General features: G+C 72.1%; 15 protein-coding genes and 1 pseudogene. 6 read left to right on the forward strand and 10 right to left on the reverse strand.

The window, feature by feature from the left end; all coding sequences use genetic code 11:
* Positions 1 to 123 precede the first annotated feature (123 nt).
* Together AC0VY3_RS14460 and AC0VY3_RS14465 are read left to right on the forward strand one after the other, a co-directional pair.
* Positions 124 to 915, forward strand: coding sequence for a metal-dependent hydrolase (locus AC0VY3_RS14460; protein ID WP_103511557.1), 792 nt, complete (start codon positions 124 to 126; stop codon positions 913 to 915).
* A gap of 179 nt (positions 916 to 1094) precedes the next feature.
* A complete protein-coding gene (locus AC0VY3_RS14465; RefSeq protein WP_475549729.1) occupies positions 1095 to 2630 on the forward strand; it encodes an ATP-dependent DNA ligase in 1536 nt (511 codons plus the stop codon).
* 58 nt (positions 2631 to 2688) lie between these two features.
* On the opposite strand, the gene AC0VY3_RS14470 is transcribed toward AC0VY3_RS14465, so the two are convergent.
* Both AC0VY3_RS14470 and AC0VY3_RS14475 read right to left on the reverse strand, forming a co-directional pair.
* On the reverse strand, positions 2689 to 4050 hold the full coding sequence (locus AC0VY3_RS14470; protein WP_475549730.1) for an NAD(P)/FAD-dependent oxidoreductase: 1362 nt from the start codon (positions 4048 to 4050) through the stop codon (positions 2689 to 2691).
* A 126-nt stretch (positions 4051 to 4176) separates the two neighbouring features.
* Positions 4177 to 5195 (reverse strand): annotated as a pseudogene (locus AC0VY3_RS14475) (phosphotransferase).
* Between the two features lie 162 nt (positions 5196 to 5357).
* On the opposite strand from AC0VY3_RS14475, the gene AC0VY3_RS14480 reads away from it, so the two are divergent.
* A complete protein-coding gene (locus tag AC0VY3_RS14480) occupies positions 5358 to 6920 on the forward strand; it encodes a fused MFS/spermidine synthase (RefSeq protein WP_475549731.1) in 1563 nt (520 codons plus the stop codon).
* A 21-nt stretch (positions 6921 to 6941) separates the two neighbouring features.
* Here the strand turns inward: AC0VY3_RS14480 and AC0VY3_RS14485 are convergent, their stop codons facing one another.
* From AC0VY3_RS14485 to AC0VY3_RS14505, 5 genes are all read right to left on the reverse strand, one after another.
* The gene (locus AC0VY3_RS14485) at positions 6942 to 8723 is read right to left on the reverse strand and encodes an ABC transporter ATP-binding protein (protein WP_103511552.1); all 1782 of its coding nucleotides are present in this window, start codon (positions 8721 to 8723) and stop codon (positions 6942 to 6944) included.
* Positions 8720 to 10567: an ABC transporter transmembrane domain-containing protein gene (locus AC0VY3_RS14490; RefSeq protein WP_475549732.1), complete on the reverse strand. Its 1848-nt coding sequence runs from the start codon at positions 10565 to 10567 to the stop codon at positions 8720 to 8722. The genes AC0VY3_RS14485 and AC0VY3_RS14490 overlap by 4 nt, the downstream gene beginning before the upstream one ends.
* 157 nt (positions 10568 to 10724) lie before the next feature.
* Complete coding sequence (locus tag AC0VY3_RS14495; RefSeq protein WP_475549733.1) at positions 10725 to 12200, reverse strand: Gfo/Idh/MocA family protein; 1476 nt, start codon at positions 12198 to 12200, stop codon at positions 10725 to 10727.
* A 310-nt stretch (positions 12201 to 12510) separates the two neighbouring features.
* Positions 12511 to 15462, reverse strand: coding sequence for an FAD-binding and (Fe-S)-binding domain-containing protein (locus AC0VY3_RS14500; RefSeq protein WP_475549734.1), 2952 nt, complete (start codon positions 15460 to 15462; stop codon positions 12511 to 12513).
* A 33-nt stretch (positions 15463 to 15495) separates the two neighbouring features.
* Positions 15496 to 16023, reverse strand: coding sequence for a MarR family winged helix-turn-helix transcriptional regulator (locus AC0VY3_RS14505; protein ID WP_475549735.1), 528 nt, complete (start codon positions 16021 to 16023; stop codon positions 15496 to 15498).
* A gap of 113 nt (positions 16024 to 16136) precedes the next feature.
* Between AC0VY3_RS14505 and AC0VY3_RS14510 the strand changes: the two genes are divergently transcribed.
* A complete protein-coding gene (locus AC0VY3_RS14510; RefSeq protein WP_475549736.1) occupies positions 16137 to 17954 on the forward strand; it encodes an ABC transporter ATP-binding protein in 1818 nt (605 codons plus the stop codon).
* 81 nt (positions 17955 to 18035) lie between these two features.
* Complete coding sequence (locus AC0VY3_RS14515) at positions 18036 to 18647, forward strand: hypothetical protein (RefSeq protein ID WP_475549737.1); 612 nt, start codon at positions 18036 to 18038, stop codon at positions 18645 to 18647.
* 85 nt (positions 18648 to 18732) lie between these two features.
* Here AC0VY3_RS14515 and AC0VY3_RS14520 read toward each other — a convergent pair whose 3' ends face one another.
* Positions 18733 to 18870, reverse strand: a complete 138-nt coding sequence (locus tag AC0VY3_RS14520) for a hypothetical protein (RefSeq protein WP_181011038.1) — start codon at positions 18868 to 18870, stop codon at positions 18733 to 18735.
* Positions 18871 to 19051: 181 nt separating this feature from the next.
* Here AC0VY3_RS14520 and mltG point away from each other — a divergent pair, with 181 nt between their 5' ends.
* Positions 19052 to 19915 carry an endolytic transglycosylase MltG gene (mltG, locus tag AC0VY3_RS14525; RefSeq protein ID WP_475549738.1) on the forward strand — a complete coding sequence of 288 codons (864 nt, stop codon included), beginning with the start codon at positions 19052 to 19054 and terminating at the stop codon, positions 19913 to 19915.
* A gap of 67 nt (positions 19916 to 19982) precedes the next feature.
* Here the strand turns inward: mltG and AC0VY3_RS14530 are convergent, their stop codons facing one another.
* Positions 19983 to 21113 carry an NAD(P)-binding domain-containing protein gene (locus AC0VY3_RS14530; protein WP_475549739.1) on the reverse strand — a complete coding sequence of 377 codons (1131 nt, stop codon included), beginning with the start codon at positions 21111 to 21113 and terminating at the stop codon, positions 19983 to 19985.
* Positions 21114 to 22679: 1566 nt separating this feature from the next.
* Entirely contained in the window at positions 22680 to 23078 is a 399-nt protein-coding gene (locus AC0VY3_RS14535; RefSeq protein ID WP_103511544.1) for a DUF302 domain-containing protein, read from the reverse strand.
* Positions 23079 to 23193: the final 115 nt, after the last annotated feature.

The raw sequence follows: 23193 nt of genomic DNA on the forward strand, positions 1-23193 counted from the left end.
TGTCTTCCGCCCGGATGAGGGAACCGGCGGACGGCACGAAGATCACGGACGATACGCTGCGGTCTCAACCTGCCCGCGCCGTACCGGTGATGGGCGCACGAACCACTGGGGGCGGGACAGACCATGATGGGACCGGCACACTCTCTGTCAGGGGCGGCGGCCTGGCTGGGGGTGGGCGCGGCGGCCGCCGCCGCGGGCCACACGATGCCCTGGCCCGTCCTCGTCGTCGGGGCGCTGATCTGCGCGGGCGCCGCGCTCGCCCCCGACCTCGACCACAAGTCCGCGACCATCTCGCGCGCCTTCGGCCCGGTCTCCAAGGCCCTCTGCGAGATCGTCGACAAGCTCTCCTTCGCCGTCTACAAGGCCACCAGGAGTGCCGGCGACCCGCGCCGCACCGGCGGCCACCGGACCCTGACCCACACCTGGCTCTGGGCCGTTCTCATCGGCGGCGGCTGTTCCGCCGCGGCGATCTTCGGCGGACGCTGGGCCGTTCTCGCGATCCTCTTCGTCCACCTCGTGCTGGCCGTCGAGGGCCTGCTCTGGCGGGCCGCCCGCGTCTCCAGCGACGTCCTGGTGTGGCTGCTCGGCGCGACCAGCGCCTGGATCCTGGCCGGCGTTCTCGACCAGCCCGGCCACGGGGCCGACTGGCTGTTCGACGCCCCCGGCCAGGAGTACATGTGGCTCGGTCTGCCCATCGTGCTCGGGGCCCTCGTCCACGACATCGGCGACGCGCTGACCGTCTCGGGCTGCCCGATCCTGTGGCCCATCCCGATCGGCCGCAAGCGCTGGTACCCGATCGGCCCGCCGAAGGCCATGCGCTTCCGGGCCGGCAGCTGGGTGGAGATGAAGGTGCTGATGCCCGCCTTCATGGTGCTCGGGGGAGTGGGCGGGGCCGCCGCCCTCAACTACATATGACGGCTCGCCCGGCCGGTCGGCACGACGTATGACGCCTCGCCCGGCCGGTCGGCACGACGTATGACGGCTCGCCCGGCCGGTCGGCACGGCGCATGACGCCTCGCCCGCCCGGTCTGCGGGCGGCGTGCCCGGTGCTTCTCCGGCGGGCGGCGCGCTCCGCCCCGTAGCACCATGGGCGCATGCTGCTCGCCGAGCTCGCCCAGGTGTCGCTGGAGGTCGCCGCCACCTCCGCCCGGTCCCGGAAGGTGGCGCTGCTGGCCGGTCTCTTCCGGGACGCCGGACCCGAGGACGTCCCCGTCGTCATCCCGTACCTCGCCGGACGGCTGCCCCAGGGCCGTATCGGCGTGGGATGGCGGACCCTTGGGGACCCCGTCGAACCGGCCCCGGAGCCCACGCTCACCGTCACCGGTGTCGACGCCGAACTGACCGCCCTGGCCGCCACGTCCGGCCCCGGCTCCCAGGCCCGGCGCAAGGAGCGCCTGCGCGGCCTGTTCGCCGCCGCAACCGAGGACGAACAGCGCTTCCTGCGGGCCCTGCTCACCGGCGAGGTACGCCAGGGGGCCCTGGACGCCGTCGCCGCCGACGCCCTGGCCCGCGCCGCCGAAGCACCGCCCGCCGACGTCCGCCGCGCCGTGATGCTCGCCGGATCGCTCCAGGAGGTCGCCGGGGTGCTCCTCGCGGAGGGCCCCGACGCGCTCGCCGCCTTCCGCCTCACCGTCGGGCGGCCCGTCCAGCCGATGCTCGCGCACACGGCCGGCTCGGTCGGGGACGCCCTCGACAAGCTGGGCCCGTGCGCCGTCGAGGAGAAGCTCGACGGGATCCGGGTGCAGGTCCACCGCGACGGCGACCGGATCCGCGCCTACACCCGGACCCTCGACGACATCACCGACCGGCTGCCCGAGCTCACCGCCGCCGTCGCCGCCCTCCCGGCGGGCCGCTTCATCCTGGACGGCGAGGTGATCGCCCTGGGGGAGGACGGCAGACCCCGGCCCTTCCAGGAGACCGCCTCCCGGGTGGGCTCGCGGCGGGACGTGGCCGGAGCGGCGGCGCACGTGCCCGTCGTGCCGGTCTTCTTCGACGCGCTCCTCGTCGACGACGAGGACCTGCTCGACCTGCCCTACGCGGACCGCCACACGGCCCTGTCCCGGCTCCTCCCGGAGCACCTGCGGGTCGGCCGGACCCTCGTCACCGACCCGGACGACCCCGGCACCCGCGCGGCCGCCGACGCCTTCCTCGCCGGCACCCTGGACCGCGGCCACGAGGGCGTCGTCGTCAAGGACCTGGCCGCCGCCTACAGCGCGGGCCGCCGCGGCGCGTCCTGGCTGAAGGTGAAGCCGGTGCACACCCTGGACCTGGTGGTGCTGGCCGTCGAGCGGGGCAGCGGCCGGCGCACCGGCAAGCTCTCCAACCTGCACCTGGGCGCCCGGCGGCCCGACGGTACGTTCGCGATGCTCGGCAAGACCTTCAAGGGGCTCACGGACGCCCTGCTGGAGTGGCAGACCGAGAAGCTGGGCGAGCTGGCCACCGACGACGACGGCCATGTCGTCACCGTACGCCCGGAACTCGTCGTGGAGATCGCCTACGACGGACTCCAGCGTTCCACCCGCTACCCGGCGGGCGTCACCCTGCGGTTCGCCCGCGTCCTGCGCTACCGGGAGGACAAGACCGCACAGGAGGCGGACACCGTGGAGACGGTCCTGTCCCGGCAGCGCTGAGCGCGCCCCCCGCCCTTCGAAGGACGCGGGGGGCGCGCTCACCGCGGTGTCCGGCCGGTCAGTGCTTGATGACCGTCGACGCCATGTGCTCCTTGATCTGCTCGGGCGTCAGATAGACGTCCGTGTACTCGAAGTCCCGCAGCGTCGCCGGCTTGCGGGACTGGAACCCGGTCCGTACGAAGTCGTCGCCGGCGACCGCGTTCAGCATCCAGTTCGTCATGACCCGGGTCCTGGCGACATTCGTCCGCAGCGCCGACCAGTGGTAGCCGCGTGCCACCGCCTGCGCGGGCAGCCCGTGCAGCTCGATGCCCAGCGGCTTGGACACCGCGTCCTTGCCGCCGAGGTCCACGACGAGCCCCAGGTCCTTGTGCACATAGTCCTTGAGCGGCTGGCGGCGCAGCGAGGCGATCAGATTGTCGGCGAGCACCCGGCCCTGACGCATCGCGTGCTGCGCGGTGGGCGGGCAGACCGCCCCGTCGCCCTTCGCCAGGTCGGGCACCGCAGCTGCGTCGCCGAGCGAGAACACCCCGTCCGAGCCCGGCAGCGTCAGCTGCGGCGTCACCGCGAGCCGGCCGCGTACCGTCTCCGCGCCGAGGGTGGCGATCAGCGGGCTGGCCGCCACTCCGGCGGTCCAGATGAGGGTCCGGCAGGGCAGCACCCGGCCGTCGGTGAACGTGACCTCCTCCGGCCCCGCCTTGGCGATCGAGACCCCGAGCGACACCTCGATGTTCCGCTTGCGGAGCACCTCCAGGGCGGCCTGCCCGAGCTTGTCGCCCAGCTCCGGCATCAGCTTGGGAGCGATGTCGATCAGATGCCACTTGATCAGCCGGGCGTCCAGCCGTGGATAGTGCCGGACCGCGTTGGTGGTCAGCCGCTGGAGGCAGGCCGCCGTCTCGGTGCCCGCGTAACCGCCGCCGACCACCACGAACTGGAGCCGCGAGGCCCGCTCGGCCTCGTCGTGACTGGCGTCCGCCAGGTCCAGCTGGGCGATCACGTGGTCCCGGACGTACGCCGCCTCGGCCAGCGTCTTCATGCCCCGGGCGTGGTCCAGGAGTCCGGGGATGTCGAAGGTCCGGGTGACGCTGCCCGCCGCCAGCACGATGTAGTCGTACGGCTCGTTCACGATCTCGTCCGTGATCTTCCGGATCACACAGACCTTCGCCCGGGTGTCCACGCCGATCGCCCCGCCCGGCACGATCCTGGTCCGGTGGCGGCGGCTGCGGCGCAGCGACACCGCGACGGACTGAGGGGTGAGCACCCCGGAGGCCACCTGGGGGAGCAGCGGCAGATACAGCTGGTAGGAGAACGGTGTGACGAGCGTGATCTGGGCCTCGCCCGGAGCGAGCCTGCGCTCCAGGCGGCGTACGCACTCGACGCCTGCGAAGCCGGCGCCGACGACGAGAATCCTGGGTGGTGCCACGGTCTGCGTCCCTTCTCGGGCTTGCGTGGTTCTGCGCTCGCCTGCCCCGTTTACCGGGTGATTCACCCCTCATCCTCACCGGACGGCCCGGCATCCGCCTCCTGGCAGGGTTGAACGGGGGCCCGCTCACAGCGGCGGGGCGACGGACAGCTCCCGCAGCCAGTAGGCGGCCTCGGCGTCCCCGGGTGTGGCCGACAGACCTGGCGGTACGGGGAACATCCGCCCCCACGAGGCGGCCCGGCCGAGCGGCGCGAGCCGCCACGCCAGGCTCACCGCACGCCGCAGCCCGGCCGCCGTGACGCCCCCGCCGGTCCACGGCTCCAGATAGGCGTCCCGCAGCCGGGGCAGCACCTCGGGGCCGAACCGCTCGCGGGCGGCCCGGGCGGGCACCAGCAGGCTGTGGAACGGATGCCCGACCAGCGCGTCGCCCCAGTCGAAGAAGGTGAACCGGCCCGGCGAGGGCGCGAAGAGCTGCTTCTCGTGCAGATCGGCGTGGTCCAGCGAATCCGCCCCCCCCCCGCCGCCGCCAGCTCCTCGCACCAGTCCGCCACCCGGGGCCGCAGGGCCGCCAGCGCCACCCGGTCCTCCGGTGTCAGCGCGGCGTTCTTTGCGACCAGCCGGTCGAACAGCGTCGGCAGATCGCGCGGCCGGGCGGCCGGCACCCCGAGTGCCCCGATCTCGTCCGCGTACGGAATCAGCGCCCGCTGCATCGCGGCGTACTGACGCAGCGGCTCCTCCCAGTACCGGGGGTCAGGGTCGACGGGCTGTCCTTCGAGCAGCTCCCACAGCACCGGACCGCCGTCCGGGACGAGTATCCAGCCGCGCTCCGCCTCGACGGCGAGCGGTGTCAGCACATGCGCGGGAACCCAGCGGGCCAGGGCTTCGGCGAGCCCGGCCTCGAAGGCCGCGGCGGGCGGAACGGCCTTGAACCACACCGGCGCTCGGTCCGCGACGGCCAGCCGCACCAGCACCGACCAGGGGCGCAGGCGCACCTGCCGGGGGCCCGACTCCACGAGTCCGTGGGCGGCGAGACCGCCGGCCACCCAGTCGAGCGCCTCGGACCGCCAGACCGGGTCCTCCCACGGGGTCACGGCATCCGGAAAGCGTCCACGGTCCACGGTCGTGATCTTCTCGTCGCTGCGCACCGGCTCATTGGATCACCGGCCCCGGCGGGAACGCACCGCGATTTCCGCCCGCACCGGTCTTCCGGAAGCATCTTTCGCGAGGTGCGGGAACGGGTGTTCGCGCCCTCTCCGCCCTTCGGCACAGCGGGAGTTCGGCCGCGGCCCGCGTGCGAGGATGCTGCGGTGACCACAACGCCCTCCTCGCCCGTGGCCGACGACTCCCGGAAAGGCGAAGACGATCCGCCCCGCGACCGGAGCCCGGGACCCCGGACCGCGGCGTTGCTCGTGTTCGGCTCCTCGGCCGCGGTTCTGGTGGTCGAGATCGTCGCCCTGCGCCTGCTCGCCCCGTACCTCGGCCTCACGCTGGAAACCAGCACGATGGTGATCGGCATCGCCCTCACCGCGATCGCACTGGGCTCCTGGCTGGGCGGACGCATCGCGGACCAGGTCGATCCGCACCGGCTCATCGGCCCGGCGCTCGGGGTGTCGGGTGTGGTCGTCGCGCTCACCCCGCTCCTGCTCCGCACCACCGCCGAGTGGTCGCCCGCCCTGCTTCTGCCGGTCGCGTCGGCGACCCTCCTGGTGCCCGGCGCACTGCTCTCCGCGGTGACCCCGTTCGTCACGAAGCTACGGCTCACCAGCCTCGCCGAGACCGGCACGGTCGTCGGACGGCTCTCGGGCGTGGGCACCTTCGGAGCGATCGTCGGCACCGTCCTCACCGGATTCGTCCTGGTCTCCCGACTGCCCGTCAGCACCATCCTGATCGGTCTCGGAACGCTGCTGGTACTCGGTGCCGCCGTCGTCGGATGGCAGGCCCGGCGGCGGCGCGCCACGGCCGTGGCCCTCGCCACCGTCGTCGCGGGCTCCCTCGCCACCGCGTTCGCCCCCGGCGGCTGCGACGCGGAGACCCGCTACCACTGCGCCCAGGTCGTCGCGGACCCCGACCGGAGCAGCGGCCGCACGCTCGTCCTGGACGGCCTGAACCACTCCTACGTCGACATCGAGGACCCGGCACATCTGAAGTTCGCCTACGTCCGCGCCATCGCGTCCGTGGTCGACACCGCCTTCCCCGACGGCGAGCCGCTGACCGCCCACCACATCGGGGGCGGCGGCCTCACCTTCCCCCGCTACCTCGCGGCCGCACGCCCCGGCACCCGGAGCCTCGTCTCGGAGATCGACGGCGGAGTCGTGCGCATCGACCACGACCGGTTCGGCCTCGGCCCTTCGGCCACGACCGGTATCGACGTACGGGTGGAGGACGGGCGGCTGGGCCTGCGGAGACTGACGGCGGGCAGCCGCGATCTGATCGTCGGCGACGCCTTCGGAGGCGTCAGCGTGCCGTGGCACCTCACGACGGCACAGGCGCTGGGCGACGTACGCCGGGCGCTCGACGAGGACGGACTGTACGTCGCCAACCTCATCGACCACGGCGAACTGGCCTTCGCCCGCGCCGAGGTCGCCACCCTCGCCTCGGTCTTCCCGCACGTCGCGCTGGTGGGAAAGCCGGCGGACATCGGGCTGGACCCGACGGCTTCGACCGTCGGCGGCAATCTGGTGGTGGTCGCCTCCGGCCGGCCGGTCGACGCCCCCGCGATCCAGGAGGCCCTGGACGCCAGGGGCGTCGGCTGGAGGATCACCACCGGAGACGCCCTCGCCTCCTGGACCGGGGACGCCCGGGTGCTCACCGACGACCACGCGCCCGTCGACCAGCTCCTCCAGCCCAACCGCACCCGAACGGCCCGGTGAACCCCGGGCCGTTCGGACCGCTCACCCGTGCCAGGACCGCCACAGGGAGGCGTACGCGCCGTCCGCCGCCACCAGTTCGTCATGGCTGCCCAGCTCGCTGATCCGGCCGTCCTCCACCACCGCGATCACATCCGCGTCGTGCGCGGTGTGCAGCCGGTGCGCGATGGCCACCACCGTGCGGCCCTCCAGCACCCGGGCCAGTGAACGCTCCAGGTGACGGGCGGCCCGCGGGTCCAGCAGCGAGGTCGCCTCGTCCAGGACCAGCGTGTGCGGATCGGCCAGGACGAGACGGGCCAGCGCGATCTGCTGGGCCTGCGCCGGGGTCAGCGCGAACCCGCCCGAACCGACCTCGGTGTCCAGCCCCTTGTCCAGGACCTTCGCCCAGCCGTCCGCGTCGACCGCGGCCAGCGACGCCCACAGCTCGGCGTCCTTCGCCCCGTCGCGGGCCAGCAGCAGGTTGTCCCGGAGCGAGCCGACGAAGACATGGTGCTCCTGGTTGACCAGGGCCACATGCTCACGGACCCGCTCCGCCGTCATCCGCGACAGCTCCGCCCCGCCGAGCGTCACCTCACCGGTGCGCGGCGCGTAGATCCCCGCCAGCAGCCGGCCCAGGGTCGACTTGCCCGCGCCGGAGGGTCCGACCAGGGCGAGCCGGGTGCCCGGAGCCACGTCGAGCGACACCCGGTGCAGGACGTCGACGCCCTCCCGGTAACCGAAGCGGACCTCGTCCGCCCGTACGTCGCGCCCGTCCGGACCCACCCCGGCGTCGCCCGCGTCCGGCTCGATCTCCCGGACGCCGACCAGCCGGGCCAGCGACACCTGGGCCACCTGGAGCTCGTCGTACCAGCGCAGGATCAGACCGATCGGGTCGACCATCATCTGGGCCAGCAACGCACCCGTCGTCAGCTGCCCGACCGTGATCCAGCCCTCCAGCACGAACCAGCCGCCGAGCAGCAGGACCGCGCCGAGGATCGTCACGTACGTCGCGTTGATGACGGGGAACAGCACCGAGCGCAGGAACAGCGTGTACCGCTCCCAGGCCGTCCACTCCTTGATCCGCCGGTCCGACAGCGCCACCCGGCGGTCGCCGAGGCGGTGCGCCTCCACGGTCCGCCCGGCGTCCACGGTCTCCGCGAGCATCGCGGCGACGGCGGCGTAACCGGCGGCCTCCGAACGGTACGCCGAAGGGGCCCGGCGGAAGTACCAGCGGCAGCCCACGATCAGCACCGGCAGCGCGACCAGCACGGCCAGCGCCAGCGGGGGAGCGGTCACCGTCATCGCGCCGAGCAGCAGCCCGGCCCACACGACGCCGATCGCCAGCTGCGGCACGGCCTCACGCATCGCGTTCGCCAGCCGGTCGATGTCCGTGGTGATCCGGGACAGCAGATCGCCCGTCCCGGCCCGCTCCAGGACGCCCGGCGGCAGCCCGACGGACCGTACGAGGAAGTCCTCACGCAGGTCCGCGAGCATCTCCTCGCCCAGCATCGCCCCGCGCAGCCGCATGGAGCGGGTGAACAGGACCTGGACGACCAGCGCGACGGCGAAGATCGCGGCGGTGCGCTCCAGATGCAGATCGGCGACGCCGTTCGACAGGTCCTCGACCAGTCCGCCCAGCAGATACGGTCCGGTGATCGAGGCGATCACCGCCACCGCGTTGACCGCGATCAGGACGACGAACGCCCCGCGGTGCCGGCGCAGCAGACTCCGTACGTAACTCCGCACGGTCGTCGGTGTGCCCACGGGCAGCGTCGTCGCCGACTCCGGGGCCGCGGGGTCGTACGCCGGGGGTGCGACGCCGATCATGCCCTCTCCTCGATTTCCTGGATGCTCTTCGCGGCGGGTACGGACGCGATGTCCGGCACGGCGTCCGGTGCGCACGCCGCCGCTTCGTCGTCGGTCTCCCGGGTGACGACCGCCCGGTAGCGCGGTTCGGTACGCAGCAGTTCGCGGTGGACGCCCACGGCGACGACGGTGCCCTCGTGGACGAGGACCACCCGGTCGGCGGCGTCGAGCAGCAGCGGCGACGAGGCGAACGCCACCGTCGTACGCCCCTGGCGCAGCTTCGCGATCCCGGCGGCGACCCGCGCCTCGGTGTGCGAGTCGACCGCCGAGGTCGGCTCGTCCAGCACCAGCGCCTCCGGGTCGGTGACCAGCGACCGGGCCAGCGCCAGGCGCTGGCGCTGACCGCCGGACAGGGACCGGCCGCGCTCGGTGATCCGGGTCCGCATCGGGTCCCCGTCGTTGTCGGGGGAGGCCTGCGCCAGGGCGCTCAGCACATCACCGCACTGGGCCGCCTCCAACGCCGCCTCCGCCGTGACCAGGCCGGAGGACGGCACGTCCAGCAGCTCCTGGAGGGTGCCGGACAGCAGCACCGGGTCCTTGTCCTGGACCAGCACCGCCGCCCGTGCGGTGTCCAGCGGGATCTCGTCCAGGGCGACCGCGCCGAGCAGCACGGACGGAGCCGCCGCCTTCTCGTCCCCGTCCTCCTCGCCGGTCTCCGCGTGCCCGCCGAGCCGTTCGGCCAGCCGGCCCGCCTCGTCCGGGTCGCCGCAGACGACGGCGGTGAACCGCCCCCGCGGGGCCATCAGACCGGTCGCCGGGTCGTACAGATCGCCCATCGGCGTCACGCCCTCCACGGTGGCCTCCCGCGTGCTGCGGTGCAGCGACAGCACCCGCACCGCACGCTGGGCGGACGGCCGCGAGAAGGAGTACGCCATCGCGATCTCCTCGAAGTGACGCAAGGGGAACAGCATCAGCGTGGCCGCGCTGTAGACGGTGACCAGCTGGCCGACGTCGATGCGGCCGTCCCGGGCCAGCGTCGCCCCGTACCAGACCAGCGAGATCAGCAGGATGCCCGGCAGCAGCACCTGCACCGCCGAGATCAGCGCCCACATCCGGGCACTGCGCACAGCCGCCCTGCGGACCTCCTGGGAGGCGCGGCGGTAGCGGCCGAGGAACAGCTCCTCGCCGCCGATACCGCGCAGCACGCGCAGTCCGGCGACCGTGTCCGAGGCCAGCTCGGTGGCCTTGCCCGCCTTCTCGCGCTGCTCGTCGGCGCGCCGGGTGGCGCGCGGCAGCAACGGCAGCACGGCCAGCGCGAGCACCGGCATGGCGAACGCCACCATCAGGCCGAGGGAGGGGAGGTAGAAGGCCAGGCCCACACAGATCACCACGAGGGCGGTGGCGGCCGCCGCGAAGCGGGAGAGCGCCTCGACGAACCAGCCGATCTTCTCCACGTCGCCGGTCGACACGGCGACGACCTCACCGGCCGCGACCCGCCGCGTCAGCGCCGAGCCCAGCTCGGCGGTCTTGCGGGCGAGCAGTTGCTGGACCCGGGCGGCGGCGCTGATCCAGTTGGTCACGGCCGTCCGGTGGAGCATGGTGTCGCCGACGGCGATCATGACGCCGAGCGCCAGGATGAGGCCACCGGCCAGCGCGAGCCGCCCGCCGGAGCGGTCGATGACGGCCTGGACGGCGAGCCCCACGGTGACCGGAAGACCGGCGATGCCGAGCTGGTGCAGCAGCCCCCAGGAGAGGGACTTCAGCTGCCCGGCGAGCTGATTGCGCCCGAGCCAGTAAAGGAATCGAGGGCCTGAACGGACATCGGGGTCGCCGGGATCCGAATACGGAAGGTCGCGAATCTGCATGACGTCCCAGGGCTCGTGAAACGGAGATCCGGGTGGACCTCGAAGAACGGGGTGACGTGCAAGGTTCCCTGTTCGTCCCGTTCCGGGGCAACCGGTTTTACGGTGTGCCACCGCCCTGCGGGGCCCCGCGCCAGGTCGGCCCGGGACCCCGGGAACGTCACTCCGCGGGCTTCTCGGAGTCCACGCCGGACCGGGCCTTCTTCCACTCGCCCCGGGTGAAGTCCGGGATCGGCAGCGGCGCGCCCTTGGCCTTGATGGAGAGATGGCTCAGCGGCACGGGGGCCGTCCAGGTGGCCGCGTCGTACACGTCGAAGTCGGGGACCAGACCGAGCCGCATGCACTGCATCAGCCGGAAGACCATCATGTAGTCCATGCCGCCGTGCCCGCCCGGCGGGTTCGCGTGCTCCTTCCACAGCCAGTGGTCCCACCCGGCGTACTTCGAGAAGTCCGCCCACTGGTGGTCGGTGTTCTCCGGCTCCAGGTAGATCCGCTCCGGGTAGTCCTCGAACACGCCCCGCGTACCGCCGAGGCTGTTGATCCGGGAGTACGGGTGCGGGGTCGACACATCGTGCTCCAGCCGGATCACCCGGCCCCTGGCCGTCTGCACGAGGCTGATCGTCCGGTCGGCCCCGATGTACGACTCCTTCCAGCTGGGGTCGCCGGGCGGCATGTGCTCCTTGCGGTACTCGGCGAGCCCCAGGGCGGGCGTGCCGATGCTCGTGATGCTCACGGCCCGGTCGCCCCGGTTGACGTCCATGTAGTTGGCGACCGGCCCGAACCCGTGGTTGGGGTAGAGGTCACCGCGCAGCCGGGTGTGCCACAGCCGCCGCCACGGGCCCTCGTAGTAGTCGGGGTCGAACATCAGCCCGCGCAGATCGTGGTTGTAGGCCCCCGCCCCGTGCAGCAGATCACCGAAGAGACCGGCGTGCGCCATGCGCAGCACCCGCATTTCGTTCTTGCCGTAACAACAGTTCTCCAACTGCATGCAGTGCCGCCGGGTCCGCTCGGAGAGGTCCACCAGCTGCCAGAGCTCTTCCAGCCGCATGGCGATCGGACACTCCACGCCGACGTGCTTCCCGTTCAGCATCGCCGCCTTCGCCATCGGGAAGTGCAGCTCCCAGGGCGTCGCCACATAGACGAAGTCGATGTCGCCGCGCTTGCAGAGGTTCTCGTGGTCGTCCTCGCCCTTGGCGTAGACGGTCGGGGCGGGCTGACCCGCCGCCGTCACCTTCGCGGCGGCCTTCTCGGCCTTGTCCCGGACCGGGTCGCAGACCGCCTTCACCTGGACGCCCGGGACGGCGAGGAAGAGGTCGATCATGCTGCCGCCCCGGTTGCCGAGGCCCACGATGCCGACCCGGACCGTGGAGCGGCCCTCGAAGCGGACGCCCGCCATGGTGCGGCCCTGCCGGGCCGGAGCGGCGGCGACCGCCTCCGCGGTGGAGACGGCGGTCGCCTCGGCCGCCGACGCGGTGCCCCCGCCCAGTGCGCCGAGGCCGAGTCCGGCCCCCGCCACGCCCGCCGTGGTCCACAGCACGGAACGGCGACTGGGATCCTGCCGGGCCGGCTCGTCGGCCGCGCCGCTGTGCGGGGGTATGTCCTGCGGTTCCGGTGCGGTCCGGGCGTCGTCGTTCATCGAGCCTCCAGGTGGGGTTGGGGGTTCAGACGGTGCGCGAGCGCGTCCGGTCCCCCGTACGGATACGGGCGCGGGGACCGGGTCTCGGTAAGGACCCTGGAGGGTGAGGCTGATGGTGCGCAAGGGAAGTATTTGGACTCTCGTCCTCAAACCTTGGACTTTCTTCACGGCACGCCGAAGCCCCAACTGGTGCAACCAATTGGGGCTCCGAAACGCTCAGTTGTGCAGGCCGACGGGGGTGCCCGAACCTGCCGTCACCGGCTCACCGGCTCACCGGCTCACCGGCTCACCGGCTCACCGGCTCACCGGCTCACCGGACGGTCGGCCGGGTGGCGTGCTCCAGCTCGATCAGCGCCGAGCGGTAGGGGTGCCCGGTGGCGCGTTCCATGCCGATCTCGCACATCCGGTTCGCCGACAGATAGGCGTCGTAGGGGCGGCGGTCGACCTCGGCCGCCTCCTTGGCCGTCGCCGAGTCGGTCAACTCCTTGTGGAGCATGCCCCGATCGCCCGCGAACGCGCAGCACCCCGCGTCGTCCGGCACCACCACCTCCTTCGCACAGGCCTCGGCCAGCGCCCGCAACTGCCCAACGTCACCGAGGTGTTCCATCGAACAGGTCGGATGCAGGACCGCCGAGCCGACCGTCCGGAACACCGTCAGACGCGGCAGCAGTTCCTCGGCCGCCCACACCAGCGAGTCCACGACGGTCAGTTCGCGGTGCAGGGCGCGGTTGTCCTCGCTGAGGTAGGGCACCACCTCCTCGGCGATACCGAGCGTGCAGGAGGACGCGTCCACGACCAGCGGCAGCGTCCCGCCCGCCGTCCAGCCCCAGGCGGCCTCCACGATGCGGTTCGCCATGATCCTGTTGCCCGCGTCGTACCCCTTGGAGTGCCAGATCGTCGCGCAGCACGTCCCCGCGACGTCCTCGGGGATCCACACCGGCCTCCCGGCCCGCCCGGACACGGCGACGACCGCCTCGGCCAGGGAGAGGCCCGGCGTCTCCTTCTCCTCCGGCCCGGCGAAGATGCGGTTGACGCAGGCCGGGTAGTAGACCGCGCTCGCCCCGACCCTCGTGGTGGGCGGCAGCCGCCGGGCCGCCGCACCGGGGAGCTGCGGCAGCCACTCCGGTACGAGATCGGGGCGCACGGCCCTGCGCGCGAGCCGCGTCACGGCCTGGAGCGGACCGTCGCCCACCCGTTCGCCGACCGTGTCGGCCACTCCCACGGCGAGGCGCGCAGAGGCCTCCACGACCCGGAAGTTCTTCGCGGTGAGCGCCGCGATCCGCTCCTCGCGCGGGGTGTGCCTGCGGTGCCGGAAGCCCTTCATCATCGCCCCGGTGTCGATGCCGACCGGGCAGGCGAGCTTGCAGGTGGAATCCCCGGCACAGGTGTCCACGGCGTCGTATCCGTAGGCGTCCAGGAGTCCGGCCTCCACCGGCGAGCCGTCGGCCTGGCGCATCATCTCCCGGCGCAGCACGATCCGCTGGCGCGGAGTGGTCGTCAGATCCTCGCTGGGACAGGTCGGTTCGCAGAAGCCGCACTCGATGCACGGGTCGGCGACCGCCTCCACCTTCGGAATGGTCTTCAGGCCCCGCAGATGGGCCCGCGGATCCCGGTCCAGCACGATGCGCGGAGCGAGCACCCCGGCGGGGTCGATGACCTGCTTCGTCCGCCACATCAGCTCGGTGGCGCGTGGCCCCCACTCCCGTTCCAGGAACGGCGCGATATTGCGTCCGGTGGCGTGCTCCGCCTTGAGCGATCCGTCGAAACGGTCCACCACCAGGGCGCAGAACTCCTGCATGAACGCGTCGTACCGCTCGACGTCGGCCGGCTTCGCCGCGTCGAACGCGAGCAGGAAGTGCAGATTGCCGTGGGCGGCGTGACCGGCCACGGCGGCGTCGAAGCCATGGCGCGCCTGGAGCTCCAGCAGCGCCTCGCAGGCGTCCGCCAGCCGGGCGGGCGGCACCGCGAAGTCCTCCGTGATCAGGGTGGTGCCCGAGGGCCGGGACCCGCCGACCGCCGTGACGAACGCCTTGCGGGCCTTCCAGTACCCGGCGATCGTCCCGGCGTCCCGGGTGAACGCGTTGGTCACCGACGCGGCCGGGACGACCAGGTCGAGACCGGCGACGACGGCGTCGGCCGCCCGCTCGAACGCCTCCTGGCCGGCCTCGTCGGCCGCCCGGAACTCCACCAGCAGCGCGGTCGTCCCCCGGGGCAGCACCGCCCAGTCCGCCGGAACGCCCGGCACGCTGACGGAGGCGCGCAGGGTGTTGCCGTCCATCAGCTCCACCGCGATGGCTCCCGCCTCGTTGAACCCGGGCACGGCGGCCGCGGCGGCGGTGAGGGAGGGGAAGAACAGCAGGGCGCTGGAGACGCGCCGGTCCAGCGGCAGCGTGTCGAAGACGACCTCCGAGATGAAGCCGAACGTGCCCTCGGAGCCCACCATCAGCCCGCGCAGGATCTCCACCGGGGTCGCCCCGTCGAGGAAGGCCTCCAGGCGATAGCCGTTGGTGTTCTTGATCGTGTACTTGGCACGGATCCTGGCGGTCAGCTCCTCGTCCGCCTCGATCTCGGCCTTCAGCTCCATCAGCCCGGCGCACAGCTCCGGCTCGGCGCGGGCCAGCTCCTCGTCGGCGGCGGGGTCGGCGGTGTCGACGACGGTGCCGCTGGGCAGCACGAAGGTGAGCGAGGCGAGCGTCCGGTAGGAGTTGCGGGTGGTGCCCGCCGTCATGCCCGAGGCGTTGTTGGCGACGACCCCGCCGACGGTGCAGGCGATGGCGCTGGCCGGGTCGGGCCCCAGCAGCCTGCCGTACCGGGCGAGGGTGGCGTTGGCCCGCATGACCGTCGTCCCCGGCCCGATCCGGGCCCGCGCCCCGTCGTCCAGCACCTCGACGCCGGTCCAGTGTCGGCGTACGTCGACGAGGATGTCCTCGCCCTGCGCCTGGCCGTTGAGGCTGGTGCCGGCGGCCCGGAAGACCACGTCACGGCCCTTGCCGTGGGCGTACGACAGGATCGCGGAGACGTCGTCGAGATCCTCGGGGACCAGCACGACCCGGGGGAGGAAGCGGTAGGGGCTGGCGTCGGAGGCGTACCGCACGAGGTCGGAGATCTTCCAGAGCACCTTGTCCGCGCCCAGCAGGGCCGTCAGCTCACCGCGCAGCGGTTCCGGGGTGCCCCCGGAGCTGCCGTCGGTGACCCGGTCGGGGGCGGGTTCCCGGGCCGTTCCGGGGCGCAGGGCATCCGGGTCGGGCTCCAGCAGCGGCATTTCGGCCATCCTCTCGGCGGCTCGGCGCGGTGCTCAGCAGTGGCGTTCCGGCATGCCGTCGACCAGAGCGGACAGCAGCCCGCCGAGCACCTCGCGCTGATCGGCGGTCAATGGAGCCAGGATCTCCTCTGCGGCCGCCCGGCGCGCGCTGCGCAGGGACCGCAGCGTGGCACGCCCCTCGTCCGTGATCTCGACGCGGACCACTCGGCGGCTGTCGGGATCCGGGGCGCGGCGCACCCGGCCGCTCGCCTCCAGCGCGTCGACCAGTGTCGTCACGGCGCGCGGAACGACGTCCAGACGCCGGGCGAGATCCGCCATCCGGGGGGCCGCGTCGTAGCTCGCGACCGTCCGCAGCAGCCGGAACTGGGCCGGAGTGATGTCGATCGGCTCCAGCTGGCGGCTCTGGATGCGGTGCAGCCGACGGGTCAGCCGCAGCAGCTGCTCGGCGAGTATGCCGTCGGCGTCGGATGAGCCGGTGCCGGTGCCGGTGCCGGTGCCGGAGCCGGATGAGCCGGGCGGACCGGGGGAGCCGAGCGGACCGGGGGAATCTGGGGCGTCCATACGGGAACAATATCAGGACCTTGTTCATTGTGAGTATAGGTAACAATGAGCTAGGCTCTCACTCTGCGGGGCCGGGACTGTCCGGCCTCGTCTCACGCCCGACGAAGGAGCCCATGAAACCCGACGAACCCACGTGGACGCCCCCGCCCGATGCCCGCACCGACGCCGACCGGCCGCCCGCCGAGGTGCGCCGCATCCTCCGCCTCTTCCGCCCCTACCGCGGCCGCCTGGCCGTCGTCGGCCTGCTGGTCGGCGCATCCTCCCTGGTCGGGGTCGCCTCCCCGTTCCTGCTGCGCGAGATTCTCGACACCGCCATCCCGCAGGGCCGCACCGGCCTGCTGACCCTGCTGGCCCTCGGCATGGTCCTCACCGCCGTGATGACCAGCGTCTTCGGCGTGCTCCAGACGCTGATCTCGACCACCGTCGGCCAGCGCGTCATGCACGACCTGCGCACCGCCGTCTACACCCAGCTCCAGCGGATGCCGCTCGCCTTCTTCACCCGCACCCGCACGGGCGAGGTGCAGTCCCGCATCGCCAACGACATCGGCGGCATGCAGGCGACGGTCACCTCCACCGCGACCTCGCTGGTCTCCAACCTCACGGCCGTGATCGCCACCGTCGTCGCCATGCTCGCCCTCGACTGGCGGCTCACCGTCGTCTCGCTGCTCCTGCTGCCGGTCTTCGTCGCGATCAGCCGCCGCGTCGGCCGCGAGCGCAAGAGGATCACCACCCAGCGCCAGAAGCAGATGGCCGCCATGGCCGCCACGGTCACCGAGTCCCTCTCGGTCAGCGGCATCCTCCTCGGCCGCACGATGGGCCGCTCCGACTCCCTCACCCAGGGCTTCGCCGAGGAGTCCGAGCGCCTGGTCGACCTCGAAGTGCGCTCCAGCATGGCCGGCCGCTGGCGGATGTCCACGATCGGCATCGTGATGGCCGCCATGCCCGCCGTCATCTACTGGGCGGCCGGACTTACCCTCCAGTCCGGTGCCACCGCCGTCTCCCTCGGGACGCTGGTCGCCTTCGTCACGCTCCAGCAGGGGCTGTTCCGCCCGGCGGTCAGCCTGCTCTCCACCGGTGTGCAGATGCAGACCTCCCTCGCCCTCTTCCAGCGCATCTTCGAGTATCTCGACCTCACGGTGGACATCACCGAACCGGAGAAGCCGGTCCGCCTGGAGAAGATCCGCGGCGAGATCGCCTTCGAGAACGTCGACTTCAGCTACGACGAGAAGAACGGCCCGACGCTCACCGGCATCGATGTGACCGTCCCCGCGGGCAGCAGCCTCGCGGTCGTCGGATCCACCGGTTCCGGCAAGTCCACCCTCAGCTATCTCGTGCCCCGGCTGTACGACGTCACCGGCGGCCGGGTCACGCTCGACGGGGTCGACGTCCGTGACCTGGACTTCGACACCCTCGCCCGAGCGGTCGGCGTCGTCTCCCAGGAGACCTACCTCTTCCACGCCTCGGTCGCCGACAATCTGCGCTTCGCCAAGCCGGACGCCACCGACGAGGAGCTCGAGGCCGCGGCCCGCGCCGCGCAGATCCACGACCACATCGCCTCCCTGCCCGACGGCTACGACACCCTCGTCGGCGAGCGTGGCTACCGCTTCTCGGGCGGCGAGAAGCAGCGCCTCGCCATCGCCCGCACGATTCTGCGCGACCCGCCGGTGCTGATCCTCGACGAGGCGACCAGCGCGCTCGACACCCGCACGGAACAGGCCGTGCAGGAAGCGATCGACGCCCTTTCCGCCGGACGGACCACGCTCACCATCGCGCACCGCCTCTCCACGGTCCGCGACGCGGACCAGATCGTCGTCCTGGAGGACGGCCGCGCCGCCGAACGCGGCACGCACGAGGAGTTGCTCGACCGCGACGGCCGCTACGCCGCGCTGATCCGCCGCGACTCCCACCACGTCCCGGTGCCCGCCTCCTGAAGGGGAGAGGAGGGGCCGGCCCCTGACGGCATCGGCCCCTGATGTCACCGGCGCGCCGCGCGTACGGCATGATCGCCGCGCATGAGAGCTCTCCTCGGGGTGGAACTCCCCGGCTACCGGACCGTCGACACCGGCACCTGGCTGAACGACCACGGCGATGTGCTGTCGCTGCACTTCTTCGACCTGCCGCCGGATCTGCCGGCCGCCCTGGACGACGGCCCGGCGCTGCGCCACGGCCTGACCCACTTCACCGCACGAGCGGGCGGTGGACTCATCGAGGCCTCGGTGAAGCGGCTGGGCGAGCTGCCCGCCCTGCGGCAGATACTCAAGCTGCCGCTGCCGGGACAGCCCAGCGGGCAGGCGTTCATCGGCAGCTACACCGTGCCGCGTGCCGGGTGCAGCACTGTGGTGAAGATCCAGGCGGCGGAGCGCGGCATGACGGGCATGCGGGAAGCCGTGGTGATGGCCAAGCTCGGCCCCGACCAGTACTTCCGGCCCCACCCCTACGCTCCCGAGGTCCAGGGCGGGCTGCCCTTCCACGCGGCGGACCACGTCCAGTGGGATGCAGAGTTCCCGGACCACCCGCTCACCCGGGTCCGCCGGACGCTCGACGCGCTCGCCGAGGCGGTGACGGTCGAACCCGAGTTCACCGCGCTGCCGCCGTTCACCGGACCGGCCGCGACGAGCGGCTGAGCCGCCCGGCTCCGTACACGACGTCAACGCGGCGGCGCCGCCGCTCCCGTGGGACGGGGAGCGACGGCGCCGGGTGGAGCAGTGGTCAGACGAGCCAACCCACGAAGTGGACGACGCCGGCAAGCAGGTTGGTCAGGAAGTTCATCTGGTCGTTCTCCTTGTACGTGGTGCATCTGTGGGACTGCGCAGTAGCGGTCTGCAGCCCGTTGACTGCGCTCTGCAATCATCACGCCCCGGACGGGTGAAGAGCAACGAATCCCCTGACGATCACGCGTTCCAGCGAACACCCGAACACTCGATCCCTTGTTCGTGCGGTACGGCGTTCGTGTCGCGTTCGTCCCGCCGGAGCCGACGCCGTGGCCGGGCTACCGGCCGTGGCCCGCACCCCGGGTTAACGTGCCCGCATGGTGAACGAGTCCCCGGACGCCCGACCCCGCCGCAGACTCCGCCCGACCCGACGGGGGAAGGCCGTTCTGGTCGTCGGCGCACTGCTCGTCGTATCGGCCGCCGTCCTGATCCCGCTGGCCCTGACCGGATCGGACGAGGGCGGGCGGGAGAAGGAACGCCCGCAGCAGAAGACCCTGATGATCCCCGAGGGCCGTCGCGCCTCGCAGGTGTACGAGGCCGTCGACAAGGCGCTCGACCTGAAGCCCGGCAGTACCGAGAAGGCCGCCTCCACCGTGGACCTGGAGCTGCCCGACCAGGCCGCCGGAAACCCCGAGGGGTACCTCTTCCCGGCCACGTATCCGGTCGACGCCGGTACCGAGCCCGCCGGGCTCCTGCGCTACATGGCTGACACCGCCCTCAAGCACTTCGGCGCGGACCACGTCACAGCGGGCGCGCAGCGCAACAACGTCTCCGTCTACGACACGATCACCATCGCCAGCATCGTCCAGGCCGAGGCCGACACCGCCTCCGACATGGGCAAGGTGGCCCGCGTCGTCTACAACCGGCTGCTCAAGGACATGCCGTTGCAGATGGACTCCACCATCAACTACGCCCTCAAGCGCTCCACCCTGGACACGACGACCTCCGACACCCAGCTGGACAGTCCGTACAACAGCTATCGGATCAAGGGCCTGCCGCCGACGCCCATCGGCAACCCGGGGGAGGAGGCGCTGCGGGCGGCCGTCAGCCCGACGCCCGGACCCTGGCTGTACTTCGTCACGGTCGGCCCGGGCGACACCCGGTTCACCGACGACTACGACGAGCAGCAGAAGAACGTCGAGGAGTTCAACCGAGGCCGAGGCTCCGCCACCACGAGCTGACCGCGTCCCCCCACGGAGAGAGACCGACGGAGAAAGACGGAGGGGACCGGAGTCGTGCCGGAGGGAATCAGGCCCCCGGGACCGGCGCGGCGACGGCCGCCCCGGCTTCCTCGTCCGCCCGCCCGCCACCGGTCTCCTTCAGCAGCCGCAGGACCGACCGGACCGCCGCGCGGCCCGCCCGGTTGGCGCCGATGGTGCTGGCCGACGGGCCGTACCCGACGAGATGGACGCGCCCGTCGCGGACGGCCTTGGTGTTCTCGGCCCGGATGCCGCCACCCGGTTCGCGCAGCTTCAGCGGTGCCAGGTGGTCCACGGCGGGCCGGAACCCGGTCGCCCACAGGATCACATCGGCCTCGACGGTAAGGCCGTCGTCCCAGGCCACGCCGGTCGGCGTGATCCGGTCGAACATCGGCAGCCGGTCCAGCACGCCCGCGGCCCGGGCCCGCCGCACCGCATCGTTCAGCGGCAGCCCGGTCACGCTGACCACGCTCTTCGGCGGCAGCCCGCTGCGTACCCGCTCCTCCACCATCGCCACGGCAGCCCGTCCCCACTCCTCGGTGAACGGACCTTCGCGGAAGACCGGTTCGCTGCGGGTCACCCAGAAGGTGTCGGCCGCGTACTCGGCGATCTCCATCAGATGCTGCGTACCGGAGGCGCCGCCCCCGACCACGAGGACGCGCTGCCCCGCGAACTCCTCGGGCCCCGGGTAGTTCGCCGTGTGCAACTGCCGCCCCCGGAAAGTCTCCTGGCCCGGGTAGCGCGGCCAGAACGGCCGGTCCCAGGTGCCGGTCGCGTTGATCAGGGCACGTGTCGCGTACATCCCCTCGGACGTCTCCACCAGCAGCCGCCCGCCGCTTCCCTCCCGTACGGCGCTCACCTCCACGGGCCGGTGGACCCGCAGGTCGAAACGCTCCTCGTACGCGGCGAAGTACGCGCCGATCACTTCCGACGAGGGCCGGTCCGGGTCGGCGCCGGTCAGCTCCATGCCCGGCAGCGCGTGCATCCCGTGGACCTTGCCGTACGTCAGCGAGGGCCAGCGGAACTGCCATGCGCCGCCCGGCCGGGGCGCGTGGTCCAGCACGACGAAGTCGTCGTCCGGCTTCAGCCCGACGCGGCGCAGGTGGTGGGCGGCGGACAGCCCCGCCTGACCCGCGCCGATCACGACCACGTCCAGCTCGCGCACCCCAGAAATGTTCACGCTTCTACTAACTGTTCGAGGTTCCGGGATCTTCCCGTACGGAGGAAGGCCCCGGAGCCCCGAATCGGTTCACCGCCGGCGACAGGTCTCGGCGACAGGTCTCGGTGACAGGTTCCGATGACAGGCCCCGGCGGGGGCATCGAGCCAGCGGCCCCGGCGAGCAGCAGGGGCGCCCCGCCCGGAGCCGGGACGGTCCGGCTCTCGGCGCCGGGGCCACCCAGCAGCGGCGACGCGGCGCACCGGACCGACCAACGCCGTGGATGGACCTGCCCGAGCACTTCGGCTCGTAGAAGGGCGCCCGTAGCCGGCTACGAAAGTGGGCTGCCGATGGGACCTGAGGGACGGTCTTCACCGCTCTGGTCACTCGGGCCGACATCGAAGGTGATCTCGGCTGGGGCGTCGCGGTCGACTCCACCAGCACGCCGCTGCGGCTCGTCAGGAGGAGCACCGACCGGCGAGCCTGTCGACCATAACCTCGGCCGGCTTACGGGTAGCTCGGCAGCTCGGCCGACCCAGGACCACGCCGGTCATGGTCCTGGCCGACAAGGACTACTCGTCCCGGGCGATCCGGACTCACCTCCGTCGGCGCGGTATCCGGTCCGTGCTCCCGCAGCCCGCCGACCAGGCCGCCAGCCGTAAATGCCGCGGCGGCCGAGGCGGCAGGCCACCTGCCTTCGACCGGGGTGCCTACAAGCAGCGCAACACGGTCGAGCGCTGCATCAGCAGACCAGCGGCGCGGCCTGGCCAATCGGTATGACGAGACCGCCGTGATCCACCTGGCGGCACTCCGCTTCTACGAGCGCGAGACTTGCGAGGAGGGGCCGCATCTGGTGGCTCTGCACTGTGAGGAGTGTGGGCCCGAAAGCATGTGGCCGCAGGCGCTCACGCTCATGTTGCCCAAAGGCTTTGAGCCTCCGCTCAGCAAGGCGCAACTCAGCTGGCTGCAAGCAGAGTGGGATGCCGCCCAAGCGTGATCCGGAAGAGACGGCCTAGCGGTGGGACGTCGCAGGGTTCGGTGGAGCCTCGATGCTCACGCCTGCCAAGCCGGGATCCGGCCTGCGGTCTTCTGCCGGGACAACAGGCCGGCGACTGCTTGGACGGTGTACGAAGGACCGTCGGTCAGGTACTTGACCAGCCCTAACTCCCGGGCGTGGGTGTGTCCGCGCAGCTGCCTGGTTGGGTCGGGTTGCGGAACAGCCGTCCGTCCCCGTCGGCGAGGACCATCAGCGTGCATGCGGCCTTTGGCATCGCGTCGTGACCGTTGTCCTGGCGGCTGTTTCTGCTACCGGGCTTCGTCGCCGAGAATCTCACGGGGGTGATCGGTGTCCGGCTTCGTGACGGCTGGCACGCATGGCGGCCAGAACGGAGTGCAAGATCGTCACGCAGCCCGGCGGCACGAGGCCGTCCGCCCGTTGCCCGCTGCATGCCTGGCTGTATGCCGAAGCGGCGAGCGGACGTCACACAGTTGGCAGTGATGGGGTTGGTCGTGCCCCGGCGGGTGATCCGCCGGAGGCCGCATCGACTGCCGGACCCGGGCGGGCGCGTGACCGGTCGGCGGCGGTCCGGTCATGAGCGGGATGCCGCGACGGAAGCGAGGGCCGCGTCCAAGCGCAGGGTCACTTCTTCGGCCACAGGGCCCATGTCCTCGATCCCCGTGAGGGTGACCATGGTCGCCGGGTCGATAGCCTGCACGAGCACGCCGTCGCCGTCCTTCCGGATCACGATGTTGCAGGGAAGGAGAAGCCCGATCGTCCGGTCCAGCTCCAGTGCCCGGTGCGCCAGGGAGGGGTTGCAGGCGCCGAGGATCAGGTACGGCTCCATGGCGTGTCCCAGCTTGGCCTTGAGGGTGGCCTGTACGTCGATCTCCGTGAGGATGCCGAAGCCCTGGTCCGCCAGGGCCAGACGGACAGCCCGCACGGTCTCCTCGAACGTGTCGTCGACGCTCACGGTGCGGTCGTAGGCCATGGATCTCCACCTCGTTCTGACGTCATCGGAATGCCCGACGGGCGCGGTCCGTGCGTGGCGGTCGCCACACTTCGAAATATACCCCTGGGGGTAAGAGTTTTACGGTGAACGACAT

Source organism: Streptomyces sp. iso_384, assembly GCF_056172905.1.